The 16,901-nt window shown below is 35.6% G+C and carries 17 protein-coding genes; 12 read left to right on the top strand and 5 right to left on the bottom strand.

Annotated features, from left to right (window positions below):
* The first annotated feature begins 222 nt into the window (after window positions 1-222).
* The 5 genes from J3U16_RS00395 (at window position 223) to J3U16_RS00375 (ending at window position 2,999) form a co-directional block, all read left to right on the top strand.
* Window positions 223-666, top strand: a complete 444-nt coding sequence (locus tag J3U16_RS00395; RefSeq protein ID WP_267330973.1) for a PTS sugar transporter subunit IIA — start codon at window positions 223-225, stop codon at window positions 664-666.
* 31 nt (window positions 667-697) lie between these two features.
* Window positions 698-970, top strand: a complete 273-nt coding sequence (locus J3U16_RS00390; protein WP_065562042.1) for a PTS sugar transporter subunit IIB — start codon at window positions 698-700, stop codon at window positions 968-970.
* Between the two features lie 20 nt (window positions 971-990).
* Window positions 991-2,355 (top strand): PTS ascorbate transporter subunit IIC, encoded by a 1,365-nt coding sequence (locus J3U16_RS00385; protein WP_267330972.1) that lies wholly within the window; start codon window positions 991-993, stop codon window positions 2,353-2,355.
* A 105-nt stretch (window positions 2,356-2,460) separates the two neighbouring features.
* A complete protein-coding gene (locus tag J3U16_RS00380) occupies window positions 2,461-2,625 on the top strand; it encodes a hypothetical protein (protein ID WP_267342328.1) in 165 nt (54 codons plus the stop codon).
* The gene (locus J3U16_RS00375; RefSeq protein ID WP_267342326.1) at window positions 2,580-2,999 is read left to right on the top strand and encodes a GNAT family N-acetyltransferase; all 420 of its coding nucleotides are present in this window, start codon (window positions 2,580-2,582) and stop codon (window positions 2,997-2,999) included. The genes J3U16_RS00380 and J3U16_RS00375 overlap by 46 nt, the downstream gene beginning before the upstream one ends.
* A gap of 60 nt (window positions 3,000-3,059) precedes the next feature.
* Here J3U16_RS00375 and J3U16_RS00370 read toward each other — a convergent pair whose 3' ends face one another.
* Complete coding sequence (locus J3U16_RS00370; RefSeq protein ID WP_065735055.1) at window positions 3,060-4,505, bottom strand: APC family permease; 1,446 nt, start codon at window positions 4,503-4,505, stop codon at window positions 3,060-3,062.
* A gap of 188 nt (window positions 4,506-4,693) precedes the next feature.
* Window positions 4,694-5,725: an alcohol dehydrogenase AdhP gene (gene adhP, locus J3U16_RS00365; RefSeq protein WP_065735054.1), complete on the bottom strand. Its 1,032-nt coding sequence runs from the start codon at window positions 5,723-5,725 to the stop codon at window positions 4,694-4,696.
* 330 nt (window positions 5,726-6,055) lie between these two features.
* On the opposite strand from adhP, the gene J3U16_RS00360 reads away from it, so the two are divergent.
* The 6 genes from J3U16_RS00360 to J3U16_RS00335 are packed head-to-tail and all read left to right on the top strand — an operon-like array spanning window position 6,056 to window position 12,796.
* Window positions 6,056-7,651, top strand: coding sequence for an ABC transporter substrate-binding protein (locus J3U16_RS00360; protein WP_267342324.1), 1,596 nt, complete (start codon window positions 6,056-6,058; stop codon window positions 7,649-7,651).
* A gap of 14 nt (window positions 7,652-7,665) precedes the next feature.
* Window positions 7,666-8,643 (top strand): ABC transporter permease, encoded by a 978-nt coding sequence (locus tag J3U16_RS00355; protein WP_267342322.1) that lies wholly within the window; start codon window positions 7,666-7,668, stop codon window positions 8,641-8,643.
* A gap of 2 nt (window positions 8,644-8,645) precedes the next feature.
* Entirely contained in the window at window positions 8,646-9,476 is an 831-nt protein-coding gene (locus J3U16_RS00350) for an ABC transporter permease (RefSeq protein WP_267332338.1), read from the top strand.
* Window positions 9,473-11,113 carry an ABC transporter ATP-binding protein gene (locus J3U16_RS00345; RefSeq protein ID WP_267342321.1) on the top strand — a complete coding sequence of 547 codons (1,641 nt, stop codon included), beginning with the start codon at window positions 9,473-9,475 and terminating at the stop codon, window positions 11,111-11,113. Before J3U16_RS00350 ends, J3U16_RS00345 begins: the two co-directional genes overlap by 4 nt.
* Before the next feature lie 12 nt (window positions 11,114-11,125).
* Window positions 11,126-11,977 (top strand): VOC family protein, encoded by an 852-nt coding sequence (locus tag J3U16_RS00340; RefSeq protein ID WP_267342319.1) that lies wholly within the window; start codon window positions 11,126-11,128, stop codon window positions 11,975-11,977.
* A gap of 15 nt (window positions 11,978-11,992) precedes the next feature.
* On the top strand, window positions 11,993-12,796 hold the full coding sequence (locus tag J3U16_RS00335; RefSeq protein ID WP_267342318.1) for a pyrroline-5-carboxylate reductase family protein: 804 nt from the start codon (window positions 11,993-11,995) through the stop codon (window positions 12,794-12,796).
* Between the two features lie 62 nt (window positions 12,797-12,858).
* Here J3U16_RS00335 and J3U16_RS00330 read toward each other — a convergent pair whose 3' ends face one another.
* Window positions 12,859-14,178, bottom strand: a complete 1,320-nt coding sequence (locus tag J3U16_RS00330; RefSeq protein WP_267339209.1) for an MFS transporter — start codon at window positions 14,176-14,178, stop codon at window positions 12,859-12,861.
* 183 nt (window positions 14,179-14,361) lie between these two features.
* On the opposite strand from J3U16_RS00330, the gene J3U16_RS00325 reads away from it, so the two are divergent.
* Entirely contained in the window at window positions 14,362-15,402 is a 1,041-nt protein-coding gene (locus J3U16_RS00325) for a tagatose 1,6-diphosphate aldolase (protein WP_065735046.1), read from the top strand.
* A gap of 131 nt (window positions 15,403-15,533) precedes the next feature.
* Here J3U16_RS00325 and grxB read toward each other — a convergent pair whose 3' ends face one another.
* Together grxB and J3U16_RS00315 are read right to left on the bottom strand one after the other, a co-directional pair.
* A complete protein-coding gene (gene grxB, locus J3U16_RS00320; protein WP_267342317.1) occupies window positions 15,534-16,184 on the bottom strand; it encodes a glutaredoxin 2 in 651 nt (216 codons plus the stop codon).
* Window positions 16,181-16,807 (bottom strand): Pr6Pr family membrane protein, encoded by a 627-nt coding sequence (locus tag J3U16_RS00315; protein WP_267332345.1) that lies wholly within the window; start codon window positions 16,805-16,807, stop codon window positions 16,181-16,183. The genes grxB and J3U16_RS00315 overlap by 4 nt, the downstream gene beginning before the upstream one ends.
* Window positions 16,808-16,901: the final 94 nt, after the last annotated feature.

The raw sequence follows: 16,901 nt of genomic DNA, 5'->3' as shown, positions 1-16,901 counted from the left end.
ATAGCTAAATTCTGACTTTTTTCTTTCTAATTCTAGTATGTCAAAGCGGAATAGTTTAGAATTAATACATTAAAAATGTTATCTATGTCACACAATCAAAGAAAATTTTTCTAACTTTGATAGCGCTATCACATTTCTGACAATTTTTGATTTCTATTATTACTTAATATGATAATTTTCTAACCGATTATCAAAATGATTAACGGCCTTAATGGAGGTAAAATGTTAGGTACATGGTTAACTAATGAAACAGTCAATGTTGTTGATTCAGTCGAAGATTGGCAAGAAGCGATAACACTTTGTGCTGAGCCATTATTAAAGAATAAAACAATTACATCAGATTATATTAAGGCTATTTTTGAACTACACAAATCAATAGGACCTTATTATGTATTGGCACCCGGAATTGCAATGCCTCATGCAAGGCCAGAACAGGGCGTAAACCAATTAAGCCTATCGATGTTACTAGTTAAAGAAGGCGTTAAATTTAATTCAGAAGAAAACGATCCAGTCTATTTAATCATTCTATTAGCCGCTAAGGATAGTACCAGCCATATCGAAATGTTAACTCAATTGGCGGCACTGTTTGGCGAATCTGACGATATCCAGAAAATTTTCAATGCACAAAATCGTGATGAAATTTTGGCGGTTATCAAACAATATTAATTTCCAACGTATAAGTAAAAGGATAAACAATATGAAAATTATGGCAGTTTGTGGCTCAGGCCTTGGTAGTAGTTTTATGGTAGAAATGAATATCAAAAAAGTACTCAAAAAACTAAACATTGATGCAGAAGTCACTCACGCTGATCTAGCGTCAGCAACACCCGATCAAGCTGATTTGTTCGTGATGACAAAAGATCTAGCTACCAGCTCAGGAATTCCAACCGAAAAATTAGTAGTATTAAATAATATTATTGATATCAACGATTTGGAAAAGAAACTCGTTGAACATTTTGCCAAAAACTAAGCAAATTTTGAGGTGTTACTATGATTCAGGAAATAGTAAAATTTATTGTTGATATCCTAAAAGTTCCAGCGGTACTTGTTGGTTTAATCGCAATGGTAGGATTATTGGCTCAGCGTAAATCGTTTGCCGATACGGTTAAAGGAACCATTAAAACTATTTTAGGTTTCTTGGTATTAGGCGGTGGTGCAACAGTACTCATTAGTGCCATTACCCCATTAGGCTTAATGTTTGAACAAGCATTTGAACTACAAGGAATTGTTCCCAACAATGAAGCCATTGTTTCAATGGCATTAAATGAGTATGGCACAGCAACTGCTTTAATTATGGCGTTTGGCATGATTGCAAATATTATCGTTGCTCGATTTACTCGTTTAAAATACATCTTTCTAACTGGTCATCATACTTTTTATATGGCTTGTATGATTAGTATTATTCTAACTGTCTCAGGGTTTAAAGATTGGCAATTAGTCTTTACTGGCGCATTAGTTTTAGGGCTAATTATGGCGTTTTTCCCAGCTTTAGCTCAACCACAAATGCGCAAAATTACTGGTAATGACGATGTCGCGTTTGGTCACTTTGGTACACTAGGTTATGTCTTAGCTGGTTGGCTTGGAATGGCAGTTGGAAAAGGATCTCGTTCAACCGAAGAGATGAATTTGCCAAAAAACTTAAGCTTCTTACGTGACAGTTCAATTTCAATCTCGTTAACCATGATGATTATCTATCTCATTTTAGCTGTATTTGCCGGTTCAAATTATGTTGAAAGCAATCTTAGCAGTGGTGATAATTATTTAGTTTATGCCATCATTGAGGCGATTACTTTTGCAGCGGGTGTCTTTATCATACTGCAAGGCGTACGCCTAATTCTTGCCGAGATTGTCCCTGCATTTACAGGATTTTCAGAAAAATTAGTCCCGAATGCCAAACCAGCTTTAGATTGTCCTGTCGTATTTCCTTATGCCCCTAATGCCGTATTAATTGGCTTTTTATTCAGCTTTTTAGGTGGATTAGTCGGATTATTTGTTCTAGGTCAACTTAACGCTGTACTGATTTTACCGGGCGTGGTTCCACATTTCTTCTGTGGTGCAACTGCTGGCGTGTTTGGTAATGCAATGGGTGGACGTCGAGGCGCAATGCTTGGCGCATTTGCTAATGGTTTATTAGTGACATTCTTACCTGTGGTATTATTACCTGTGTTAGGATCACTTGGTTTTGCCAATACAACGTTTTCTGATGTCGATTTTTGTGGTGTAGGCATTTTACTTGGTAATATGGCAAAATGGTTTAATAAAGATGTTATCATGATGATTATTGTTGGTATCTTCGCTTTATTAGTTGTGTATAACTATGTAGCTAAACCGAAAAGCGATACCCATAATGATTAATAGATAATATTGTATAGATTAAAATCCATCTAATTTGCCAGACTAATCAGTCTGGCAATTTTATAAAAATAGTCATTGTATAGTTGTTTTTTAAAGGAATAAAAAATGAATGATAACCAACAAAATGGAATTTATGTCACTGAAGATATTTATCTAAAAACCGCAACGGCTTATTATGCTAATATCACATTATTGATTCAAATCGTATTTTGTTCAGTCAATTTATGGCATGGCCAAACAAATGCGAGTCAGATACGGCTAACTTTTTAGCAGATTGTTTTATTAAACATCAACGAGATGAAACTAAAACCTATGTTATTTTAAATAATAACATACCAGTTGGATTACTTTCCTTTAACCATATTGATAAAAGCAATAAAACAGCTTATATAGGCTATTGGCTAGATAGCAAAGCACAAGGAAAAGGCTTTATTACGCAAGCCGTCCAAGCACTAACACATTATTATGCTGAAAAAAAATTTATTAAACGGTTTGTAATAAAATGCTCAGTAGCTAATTTAAAAAGCAACCAAGTTGCTCAGCGTTGTGGTTTTGATTATGAAGGAACACTTAAACAAGCAGAATATCTTAATGGCAACTATTATGATCAAAATATTTATAGCTTAATTTCAAGTTATATCTAAGTTTAAAAAAATAAACCGACAATAGTCGGTTTATTAAATGTATTTATTAAGGAATATATTTCAATTGATGATATAACCATACACAATTAATGCAGTTATAACGATTAAAGTTCCACAAGCAATAACGTATTGTGTTTTGACACGATATCTTTTCATTTCACCAAGTGAAAGCTCTTTATTATGATTTTTTCTGTGATAATAGTAGTACAAAGGTAAACCTATCAATGTCAAACAGATTGAAGCAATACCGTTTACAGTTTGATAAATCAACATACCATAAATAACATAAGCTGCTCCGCTTATAGCCACAATGGGAATAATTGGATAACCGATAACTTTATAAGGCCTAGGCACGTCAGCATATTTTTTTCTGGCAATAATCACGCCAACAAAAGTAAGTAGATAAAATACCCAAATCGCAAACATTGAAATCTCAGATAACCGATCAGCATCTAGTAATATTGAATACAAAAACGAAAAAATGACCAAAACAATAATGGCATTAACCGGAGAACGGCTATCTTCATCAATAGTACTTAAAAAACGTGCTCCAATAATCGTACCTCGTTCCGCCATACTAAACATAGTTCGCGATAACGTCATGATATAACCATTGATACCGCCTAAAATTGAAACCATAATGCCAACTGCAACTAAATTACCACCTAAATGTCCAAACATTCGTTGTGAAGCCACCGCAGATGCATCGTGTCCAAGCGTAACCATCTCTTTTACAGGAAATATTTTGAATAATGCAATATTAATACAGGCATAAACTATTACTAAAAATATAATGCCGAGAATAATGGCTTTGGGTAACACTCTTGATGGATTACGAATTTCACCAGCAACGGACGCTACTTGCGCCCAACCATCATAAGCAAACAAGGTTGCCAATATTGCTACTGCAAATGGCGCAGTAGTTTCAATTCCTTGGCCGCTTGAACTAAATAATGCAACTTGACCATTACCTTTCCATAATCCAAATATTGCTAACAACAAAATTGGAATGAGTTTACAAAAAGTAGCGATGGTTTGCAGATATCCAGCTTGTTTAACCCCTATTGAATTGATACATGCAATGAACCCCAAAACCCCAGCACTAACCGCCAATCGATAAGAATCATTGATATCAAATAATAAACAACAAACTGAGCTAAAATATCCTACCAATGCGCCTACTAATGATGGCGCAAATAAAACGGTTATCATCCAACCATATAGATGTGAAACTTTTGCACCATAAATCTTTTCTAAATAAACTAACATGCCACCTGTTTTCGGGAACATAACGCCCAATTCACAGAGTGTTAAACCACCACAAATAGAAAAAGCACCACCGATTATCCAAGCTAACAATGCAAAATTATAATCCCCAGCTACTTCTAGTACCGCTGGCGGTTTCATAAAGGCACCAGCCCCTAAAACCATTCCAACAACTAGTGATAGTGCAGAAAGTAAACCCAAATCTTTCCGCAAATTATTCTCTAAATTGTGCTCAGACATAAACAACCCCTTAAATCTATCAATTAAGCAAGCAAAATTGGCTTATGATAGGGTTTTATTTATAAAACACAAGAAAGATTATTCTTAATCTAAAAAAAGTCATACAAGTTATAAAATAGTTAACATTCTGTTTAATAAAAAAGTCAGCATAAAGCTGACTTTTAACAATTCAATGATAATGATAATGATTATTTTTTCTTCATTTTCATATCGATAACCATACGACCACGAATTTTACCCGCTTTCATTTCATCAATCATATTATTGATATCTTCAAATGGGCGTTTTTCAACTATTGGCACAACTTTACCTTCAGCACTAAAACGAAATGCTTCGGCTAAATCTTCACGTGTACCAACTAGCGAACCTAAAACTTGAATACCATCTAAAACTGTCTTAGGAATACTTAAATCCATTGTTTCAGAAGGGAGACCTAATGCAACAACACGACCTAATGGACGAACAGAACCTATAGCCTGATTAAATGCAGTTTTAGTAACTGAAGTCACAACTGCACCATGAACACCACCACCTGTATGCTCTTTAATATAGGCACCAACATCTTCCACCTTTTTAGGATTAACAACTAAATCAGCGCCAAGTTTTTTACACAATTCTAACTGGCTATCACTGTTACTAATAGCAACAACTTTGTTATTAAAAACATTCTTACCATATTCAATAGCCAACGTTCCAAGGCCACCAATTCCAAATACTGCGAGCCATTGACCTGGTTTAGTATCAGCTACCTTAATTCCTTTATAAGTGGTAACCCCCGCACAAGTTACACTTGTTGCTTGAGCTGGATCTAATCCATCAGGGACTTTTACCGCATAATCAGCTTTAACAATACATTGCTCAGCCATACCGCCATCAACAGTATAACCAGAATTTAATGCACTACGACAAAATGTTTCGTTACCGGAAATACAATATTCACAAGTACCACAACCTGCATGGAACCATGCAATACTGACACGATCACCAACTTTCAAGCTTTTTACATCAGGCGCAATTTTAGTCACGATACCGACACCTTCATGACCAATTACACGACCAGGTTTTTTACCGAAATCTCCAGCTGCAACATGAAGATCGGTATGACAAAGTCCACAATATTCAACCTCAACTAAAGCTTCCCCCGCTTCTAAAGGACGTACAGGAATATCTTTAATTTCAACTTGACCATCGCACTCTTGTCTAATAACTGCAGCTTTCATTTGTTTCTCCTAGATAATTACAATTTAAAAACATAACTGCTTTTATTTTAGCCTATTTATTTAGAAAAAATATGCGCTATTTCACAATTATCAATAAAAATGAGAATTATTTTTAATTTATTGTGTATATGCGATATTTACCCTAAACATCTAAAAAAACTGGTGATCATAAAAATTCTACAAGTTAGCCTCGCGAGTAAATATATAACTAAAAGTAATATAAATATGCGATATCGGCATTTCTCAACTTTACTAAAAATTTTTATAGTTAAATCCTAAAAATTTTCATTGTTATAAATACCGAAAATATGGTGACAACAAGGAGCATACATGAAATTATTCAATATTAAACAGATATTTATTATAGGACTACTGTCAATTTTGTTGCCATTTTATTCGGTGGCGGATGAAAAAACACCACAACGAGGTGGAACACTAGTTGTCCATTATTCTGGAGAACAAAGGGTTCTAAACCCTGCTTTACGTGCATCAACGGGTGTATATGAAGTATCAGGAAAAGTAGTTGAATCATTAGTTGATCTCGATGCAGATGGCCAAATTGTTCCTGTTCTTGCTACATCATGGACTTCCTCACCGGATGGAAAAACAATAACATTTAAATTACGTGAAGGCGTCAAATGGCACGACGGTAAACCATTTACATCACAAGATGTGAAATATAATGCACTAGAGTTTTGGAAAAAAAGATTAAATTTCTCAACTACATTACAACTTAATTTAACCTCTGTCGATACACCTGATGACCATACAGTGGTATTCAATTATTCTCGTCCAATGCCATTAGATTTACTATTAAGAGCTTTAGTTGATCTTGGCTATGTTGTTCCCAAACATTTGTACGAAGGCACCGATGTATTAAATAATCCTTATAACACAGCACCAGTAGGGACTGGGCCATTCAAGTTCGTTGAATATCAACGAGGACAACATATTATTGTTGAACGCAATGCTGATTATTGGCGAAAAGGATATCCTTATTTAGATAAAATAATCTGGCGCATTATTAACGATAACTCTTCAGCATCAGCTGCACTTGAAAGTGGACAAATTGATTTAAGTGCATACTCAAAATTAAGCCTTGCTGATATTAATCGATTCAAACAAAACTCAAAATTTGAAGTTTTAACAAAAGGTTCTCAAGCAAATATTTTCAATAATACTTTAGAATTTAACTTCCGCAATCCGATCATTGCTAACCTAAACGTTCGCAAAGCAATTGTTCAATCACTCGATATTCCTTTCTTCATCGATGACTTTTTATACGGATTTGGTAAGCCTGCAACAGGTATTATTCCATCATCAAACGTTTTTTACCCTAAAGACAGTAAAATTGTTTACCCTTTTGATAGAGAAAAAGCTGAACAATTATTAGATGAAGCGGGTTATCCACGAAAAGCTGACGGCACTCGTTTTACCTTAAAATTAGTCCATATTAATAATGGTGAAGATGTTCCACTTTTTGCAACATTTATCCAACAATCTTTAGCTGAAGTCGGCATTAATGTGGTTATCGTTAATCTCGACACTGCTGGCGCTTTAAATGCCGTTTATAAACTCCACGATTTTGATATTGCAACAGGGTGGCACCAATATAGAGGCGATCCAGCAGTATCGACAACTGTTTGGTTACGTTCTGGCAGTCCTGAAGGAGCGCCTTGGACAAATCAATATGGCTGGAAATCAGATGCTGTCGACCAATTAATCGATAGTGCCGCAACTGAAATAGATCCAGTCAAACGTAAAGCACTTTATGGTCAACTAGTTGATGTCGTGAATACTGAACTACCACTCTGGTTCGCAACAGAACGTGAATTCATCTCAGTGATTAATAACAAAGTACACAATCATCATAATACAGCACGTTGGCCATCAAGTAGTTGGTTTGATGTTTGGATAGAACACTAAGTTAAGGTGAAATGATGACGCATATACTGACTTTAGCACTTAGACGATTATTAACCACGATTCCAGCACTGGTTATCATACTAATTGCGCTATTTTTATTATTGCAATTGGCGCCTGGCGATACAGTGGATGCTTTACTTGCCCAAATTGGTGGTGCCGAGTCAAGCGTTATTGATGAAATGCGTCATCATTATGAACTTGACCAATCAACAAGTTCAAGATTAATCAATTATTTATGGCGATTAGTTCATTTAGATTTGGGGCAATCAGCAATATATAATAAGCCAGTTAGCCATATGATCTTAGAACGTTTACCGGCTACATTACTATTGATGGTTTGCGCAATGTTCTTAGCGTTTACCTTCGGTACAATCCTTGGCATTTTATCCGCTCAAAAAGTGAATCGTTGGCCAGATACATTAATTTCAATATTGGGACTTATTTTTTATTCAACACCTTCATTTTGGTTAGCTCTCATGGGAATTGTCTTCTTCTCAATTTATTTGAATTGGCTACCACCTAGTGGGTTTGGCAGTATCGGCGAATCATTAACGGGTATTTCAGCATTTTTTGATATTGCATGGTATTTAATCTTGCCAACTACCACCCTAGCTTTAGTTTATCTAGCAATCTATTTACGCATTATGCGCGCTTCATTACTTGAAGTATCGACCTTAGACTTTGTAAAAACAGCTAAAGCAAAAGGATTAAGTAGCCGCCAAATACTGGTTAATCACATACTACGTAACGCCATGTTACCAATGATAACACTAATCGGTCTACAAGCAGGCACCATGTTAGGCGGTTCGGTGGTTATTGAAACCATTTTTGCTATTCCAGGATTAGGACGACTTGCCTATGATTCTGTAGTACAAAGAGATCTAAACACTTTACTTGGCGTAGTATTTGTTTCAGCAATACTCGTTATCATTATTAATTTTATTGTCGATATGCTTTACGCAAAGCTCGATCCACGCATTACAGGACATTAATGATGGCGATATTAAAAGACTATTTCCGTAGCCCAATTGCTAGAATTGGTACAATTTTACTGTTATTAATTATCATAATTGCATTAAGCGCAGATTGGTTTTTTCCTGGCAATCCGCTTCGCTTAGCTGGTCGCCCCTTACAATGGCCTTTTACAAATCCTAAATTTATCCTGGGAACAGATCAGGCAGGAAGAAATATCGCTGCCCAGCTTTTTCATGGTGCAAAAGTATCACTGATTATCGGACTGATCTCAACATTCATAGCAATTATTATTGGTGTGGTTATTGGTGCTATTTCAGGATTCTACGGAAGATGGGTTGACGACATACTGATGCGCCTTACAGAAGCATTCCAGATTTTACCTAACTTTTTACTATTACTCGTTGCTGTTGCGGTATTTGGTTCAACAATCAATATTGTGGTGATTGCAATTGGTGTTGTTTCTTGGCCACCCGTTGCAAGGTTAACTCGAGCAGAATTTTTATCATTACGCACTCGTGAATTTGTACAGGCGGGAAAAACCATAGGCATGAGCTCAACTAGACTCATGTTTAAAGAGATTTTACCAAACGCATTACCGCCAGTAATTATGTATGCCAGTGTTATTTTATCAACCGCGATATTAATGGAAAGTGCGCTAGCTTTTTTGAGCCTTTCCGATCCCAATATTTCATCATGGGGGAATCTGGTCGGTAATGGGCGACTAGTATTACGTCAACAATGGTATGTTTCAGCTATTCCTGGCATTGCAATATTGCTAACCGTTTTATCTGCATCATTAGTTGGACAAGGAATAAATGATGCACTCAATCCAAGGTTAAAAAAACGATGAATCAAAAAAGACTATCAATTAAAAATTTAACCCTAGATTTGCCTCATGGTTCGGATCGGAAATACGCGGTTAATGATGTATCACTAAATCTTTATGCTAACGAAATCCTATGTATTGTTGGTGAAAGTGGTTCGGGTAAATCTTTATTATCCAATGCAATCATGGGATTATTACCTGACGGTATTATTGCTTCTCAAGGTGAGATTGATTTCGACGGAAACAACTTACTCACTTACCATGATGAACAAATGCGTAAAATTCGTGGTGCGCATATTGGTATGGTTTTCCAAGACCCGATGACTGCGCTAAATCCATTAAAAACCATCGCTAATCAAATTAGTGAAATGTTCACTATCCACACTAAGTTAACTAAACAAGAGATAAACCAAAAAGTTATCCAATTATTAACGGATGTGCAAATGCCCAATCCGCAGTCTGTTGCTAAAGCTTATCCACATCAACTTTCTGGTGGTCAGCGTCAACGAGCCATGATTGCTATGGCATTAGCATTAGAACCCGCTATTTTGATTGCTGATGAACCAACAACAGCTTTAGATGTCACAACTCAAGCATGCATATTGAAATTGATACGTGAACTACAATCACGTAAAGGTACCGCTGTATTATTCATTACTCATGATTTTGGTGTAGTTGCTGATATTGCAACTCGTATTGCGGTTATGCAGAAAGGAAAACTTGTTGAGCAAGGCTTAGCGAGTGACGTGTTAAATTCGCCAACACATCCTTATACACAAGCGTTAATAGCAGCTGTCCCTCCCCTTACTCCTGGAGATGTTCAACGTATTAATAAAGAGATTATTCTTGAAGTGAACAACCTATCAAAAACCTATCACAACCATAGCTTTTTTAAGCAAAACCGACGTACAACCTATGCGGTTAATAATGTTAGCTTTAAGTTACATAAAGGGAGTACTTTAGGCGTTGTGGGAGAAAGCGGCTCAGGTAAATCAACGTTAGCCAGATGCATTATTAAATTATTAGAAATAGACAGCGGTCAAATCAACTTTGAAGATGTAGATATTGCCAATTTAAAAGGGAAAAAACTTAAACAATATTCACGCCATATTCAGATGGTCTTTCAAGATCCCTATGCCTCATTAAATCCACGTCGAAAAGTCGGCGATCAAGTTACGATTGGACCAATACTTCACGGAACAAACAAACACGAAGCAGTCAAAAGAGCAAAAGCGTTATTCAACATGGTGGGATTGGAAAGCGAGGCATTAAACCGTTATCCTCATGAATTTTCAGGAGGACAAAGGCAACGAATAGGCCTTGCTCGAGCATTAGCATTAGAGCCGAAAATATTGATTGCTGATGAACCGGTATCGGCGCTTGATGTTTCAGTTCAGGCACAAGTTCTTGAACTATTAACGCAATTACAAAAAAAGCTGGATTTAACGGTTCTATTTATCACCCATGACCTGCGAGTTGCTGCACAAATTTGTGATCATATTATTGTAATGAAATCAGGAAAAATCGTCGAGCAAGGTATCGCATCACAAGTCTTTCTAAATCCGACAGCATCTTATACCAAAGATCTACTTGATGCGGTTCCTGGTAAAGGATGGAATCCACATCGATTAATTGATATGTCTCCCGCTATTCATATTTAAGGAGTGAATATAATGACAACACTTAGTCCACAAATTGATCATGTTGTAATCACCGTATCAGATCAGCTCGATCAAGCAAATTCTCAATATCAAAAACTGGGATTCACAACAACCCCTAGAGGACACCATTCACTAGGAACAAGTAACAATTTAGCGATATTTACGACCACATATCTTGAGCTTTTAGGTTTTGAACCTCAAAATGCGGGTAAAGTAGATAAAAGTTGGTGTTTTGATGACGGGCTAACTGGGTTGGTTTTCAAAACCAAAGATGCCAACAAACTTTATCAACAACTTGTTAGCCAAGGTATAAAAGTTGAGGGTGACGGTCCAAAATCCTTTTTTAGACCTGTCGAATTAAATGATGGCACTAAACCAGAGGCGTGTTTTAAAACCGTCAGATTAGACCCTTCCTATACACCAAATGGACAGATCTTTTTTTGCGACCAACTGACTCCGGAACTGGTTTGGCGTAAAGAGTGGCAAACGCACCCAAATGGTGTAATAAATATTAATCAAGTCATTATTGAAGCTCAAAAACCCCGTTCCTCAATTAAATTGCTTGAAAAAACTTTCCCTTCAGCAAACATTATCGAAATTGACGGAGGCGTACGTCTAAAAGCTGAAGATAAAATTATTGATTACCTTACACCAAATGCAATACAGCATCTTTTTGGCTCGTCAGTAAGTAAAGCGAATAACGACCAAGATCGTAAAGTTGCTTTAGGCTTCACAACAAAATCATTAGCGCAAACCCAACAAGCACTAGAAAAAGGAAAAATTAAATACAATTTACAAAATGATACGATTATCGTACCTGCCAGTGAAACATATGGTGTAGTTATGATTTTTAGCCAATTATAAATAGGAACTATGAGTATGAGTAAAATTTTATTTATAGGTAGTGGCCATATGTCTGAAGCGATTATTAGAGCGCTAATAAAAAATAAAGCATATGAACCCCAAAATATATTAGTAAACGATATTGTTAAACCTCGCTTAGATTATTTACATTCAACTTATGGAGTTACTCCAACTGGCAAAATCATCAATGCAGATATTATTGTATTGGGGGTTCGACCTCAAGATGCATGGAGTGACATCGTTCAACAATTGGATGTTAAAGATACTATTATTATTTCAATTATCGCTGGGATCACAATCGCCCAAATAAAACAATCCTTAAAAGTTGATCTTCCTGTTATTAGAACGATTCCAAATACACTTACCGATACAGGTTTTGGTTATTCAGGTATTGCTACCGACGAGAATGATCAGGCTGTTGCAAAACAAAAGTCCGTCACCCAATTCTTCAAAAGTTTTGGTAAACTTGAATATATTGACGAATCACTGCTTGATATTTTTACTGGCTATGCTGTTGCAGGACCGAATTATATTTATTATTTTTATGAATCGTTAGTTGATGCTGGAGTTTTAGTTGGATTGCCCCGAGATATGGCCAAACGTATTGCGATCGAAAATTTACACGGCGCAGCCTCAATGCTTCAATTAAGTCAAAAACATCCAAGACAATTGCTTGATATTAATAACTCGCCAGCCGGAGTTGGAATACATAGTTTGTATGAACTAAATAATAGTGATTTTGCAGCAGGGTTACAACGAAGCGTGAAAGCTGGAGTCATTCGAACTATTGAGCTGGGAAAAAGCAGTAAAATAAGCTAAATATAACTGTTGAGGAACTTAAAAACCCCGCTCCTCAACTTTTTTTTATTATCTATTAAATGTTAAGAGATATCTTTTGCTATATATTTTTGGCTATTATTATTGATTAATAAAAATAGCCCAATCAATGCACCTAACACAAATAATCCAACAACATAAATAGCGGGCGCCATTTTACTCACAAAATCACTAAAAAATGAGATTAGTAATGGCGTTAAGCCACCAGCTATGGCATAAGCCATATTAAATGAGAACGACACACCGCTATAACGCACCTGAGTTGGAAACACTTTAACCATAAAATAAGCAAAAGAACCGACAATTCCAACACTAAAACCTGCTAATGAATAAGTGATAAATAGAAGATTCGGATTATCGAGTGATAGATAAAATATAGCAATCATGATAGCAGCCACGATACAACCAACAACAAGTACTTTGCCCATCGAAAACTTATCCATCATCATACCGTAAAATGTACAACTGATAATCAGTCCGATGATAGCTAATATATTCCCTTGCAAAGCTTCGATTGCTGAATAACCAAATTGCTTTTGTAACAAAATTGGCGTCATTAACATTATCACCATAATACCCGCTGACAACACCCAAGTAAGTAGCATCGATAAAATTGTTTGGGGTAAATATTGGGTAATCACAGTAATTACTGGCAACTTTCTTGATAATTCTTGATTTTTACGCTTTTGAATTTCAAGAAAAATCGGCGTTTCTTTTAGCCAACGACGTAGATACATAGCGATTAAACCGAAAATACCGCCGATAATAAATGGAATTCGCCATCCCCACTCATTCATTTGTTCTACCGAGATACTTTTACTCATTATTGTCGATACCAGTGAACCAAGCAGGATACCTAAACTTAATCCACTAGTTAAAATACCACACGCTAGACCTATTTTATTTTTAGGAACATGTTCGGCAACAAATGTCCATGCTCCAGGAACTTCACCACCAACGGCAAGTCCTTGGCATAATCGCATCATTAACAGTAATAATGGCGCAAAAATACCGATATTGGCATAAGTTGGTAGACAGCCAATAAATAATGTTGGTAAAGCCATTAATAGGATGCTAAGTGTAAACATTCTTTTGCGGCCAAATATATCACCAAAATGAGCCATCACAATACCACCAAAAGGGCGAATCAAATAGCCGGCAGCAAAAATGCCAAAAGTCTGAACTTGACTTAACCATGTAGGCATATTAGTCGGAAAAAATAAATGGCTAATCGTTATTGAAAAAAAGACAAAAATAATAAAATCATAAAACTCTAATGCGCCACCTAACGCTGAAAGCGCTAAGGTTTTATAATCCTGATTATTTAATGTTCTCACATTTTTGGAAATTGCAGAATTTGGCATAATCATCCTTGTAAATAATTGTTTACAATCAGTCTAGTAAATTGTACTACTATACAAGAACTAACTGTTATTTAAAAGAAAATATCTAAAAGTGAACAAAAATCAAAACTAGCACTAAATGATTAATAGTTAGTCATACAAATACCTACAATAACAAAATCTTAACAAATGGAGAGTTCTAAAATGGCAACAAAACGCATTTCTCGAGGAAAATTCAACCGTATGCAACAATTATCTAACCAAGATGGCGTAATTGCAGCATTAGCAATCGATCAGCGTGGTTCAATGGTAAAAATGATGCAAAATGCCGTTGGTCAAGAGCGTTATCACATTGACATGGTTTATGAATTTAAAGAGCTTGTTTCTCAGGAATTAACCAAATATGTTAGTGCCATTTTGCTTGATGAAGAACTTGGTTTCAAAGGTATGGCTGCTAAAAATAAAAATGCTGGCTTAATCATGTCTTATGAAAAAACTGGTTATGATGCCAATACTCCCGGTCGTTTACCCGATATTTTGCCTGAAGATTCACTGCAACGTTTATTGAAAAAAGGTGCTGATGCAGCAAAAGTCCTTGTTTATTATAATCCGGATGATCCTCAAGATATCTTAGATAAAAAACATGCCTTTTTAGAACGTTTAGGCAATGAAGCGAGAGCCGCTGATATTCCGGTATTTGTCGAACCAATTGTCTATGATAATGTGGTGACTGATGATAAAAGCCCTGAATTTGCCAAAATCAAACCTCAAAAAGTGATCAAAACTATTGAGGAATTTACTAAAGATCACTATTACATCGATATCTTAAAAGTAGAAGTGCCAGTTCTATTTAAAAATGTTGAAGGATTTAACGACAATAATCCAGTTGTATATTCCCAAAAACAAGCTGCTGAATATTTTAAACAAGCAAGTGACGCTGCTACACGCCCATTTATCTACTTAAGTGCGGGTGTACCAACCAAAACTTTCCATGAAGAGCTTATTTTTGCTGGCGAACATGGCGCTAAATACAGTGGTATTTTAGGCGGTCGTGCAACTTGGTTTGAAGGCGTAGCAGCATATGCTAACGGCGGTAAAGATGGCTTAAAACGTTGGCTAGATACAACTGGTCGTGAAAATGTTGAGCACCTTAACAAAATCTTAAAACAATACGCAACACCTTGGTATGATGTGTATGGTGGCAAAGATAAGATTGAAATTATTGATCCTGTGTTAAGCAATTAATTGATTATTTTTTTGAAATTTATAACGAAGATTTAATACAAAAAAGAGTACAAGTTTTCTTCCTGCTTGTACTCTTATAATTAGCAATTAATTAGCTGATTACTTTTTGATACTCCTGCAAATATATCCAATTAGATAGCTTTATCAAAAAATAAATTTACTTTACTTTTTTCAGACATGGATTCTAAATATTCTCTGATTTTAGTTGGAAATTTAAGTCCTTTAACACATGTTAAATTGCGTAATACTGGAAACAAACAAATATCATCCCAAGATAATAAGCCATTACATGCATTAGGTGAAGTAATTAAAGATTCAAGTTGAGTGAATAAATCAGCAACCTTAGCGATTAACGAATCAGTCTGAGCAAGACATTCATCAAACGATCCCATCTTTTTGCTCTTATTTGTGACAAAATTATCAATAGCATCTTGAGTAGCAAATTCAGCTAAACCAAGTTTGATATAACGCGGACACTCTAACTTATAGTCATATTGTTGAAGTTGTTTTATCAATGCTTCAATTTTTGGATTTTTAGGTCCTGTTAAAATAGGGCTACCGCCATAATTGCTATCGATATAAGCAACAATATCCAAACTTTCTGGCATATAGCTACCATCTTCTTTTTGTAAGATGGGTACCATTTTTTCGCCAATCATGCTTTCTGGTGATTTAGCATCATTACTTAGAAAAACATGCTGCTCAACCGGAATATTTTTCAAGCCAAAAATCATTCTTGCGCGGACACAAAAAGGACAGTGTTCATAAATAAATAATTTCATATTCGTCTCCTAAAACAATCAATGCCCCATAATAAAAAAGCCAAGACTAAAAACAGCACAAAAACCAATCCAGAGGAATAAAGCGCTTTAGCGTAACCAACCTTCACTACATTAATAAAAGGATAGGGATATTGATTAGTAAAATAACCTCTTGTGAAGATATAAATACCATAAATTAGCATTGACAAAAACGAGCCAACGATAATCTTGAAATGAATGCGTCGAAATGGCCCCCATATTAACCAACTTAATACGCCAGCAATAGGTAAAACGACATGTAAACTCTCATTAGTAAATTGTAATAATGTACTCGGTGGTTTATGAATACTTCTTAATATTAGATTATAGACAATAGCCGTTATAATTACTCCAACTAAACCATTTAATCGAATCACTTTAAATAAATATCGATTACAGTTTGGATTAAAGGCTAACCACAAACAGCTAAATGCCAACATGAGATTAGACAACACGGTAAAAAAACTGTAATAAAAAACCATTCTCCCGATAGGTGTTCCTGGTTGCCAAGGCCGAAGTCGTGTATGCCAATAAATATAAGTTTCAAGACCTATTACCAAAAAAGCATATAGCACAATAAAAAGATTAATATTTCGTTTCAGCATAACTTATTATAAAAAATAACTGATAGTGCAGTATATCGTAGGCTAAAGAAAAGATACAAAAGATTCTTCCAACATAAACTAAAGTGAATAGTTA

Origin of the sequence: Gilliamella sp. B3023, from assembly GCF_026536845.1 — a bacterium.
Taxonomy (GTDB): domain Bacteria; phylum Pseudomonadota; class Gammaproteobacteria; order Enterobacterales; family Orbaceae; genus Gilliamella; species Gilliamella apicola_E.
This window is presented reverse-complemented; position numbering and strand designations above follow the sequence as displayed.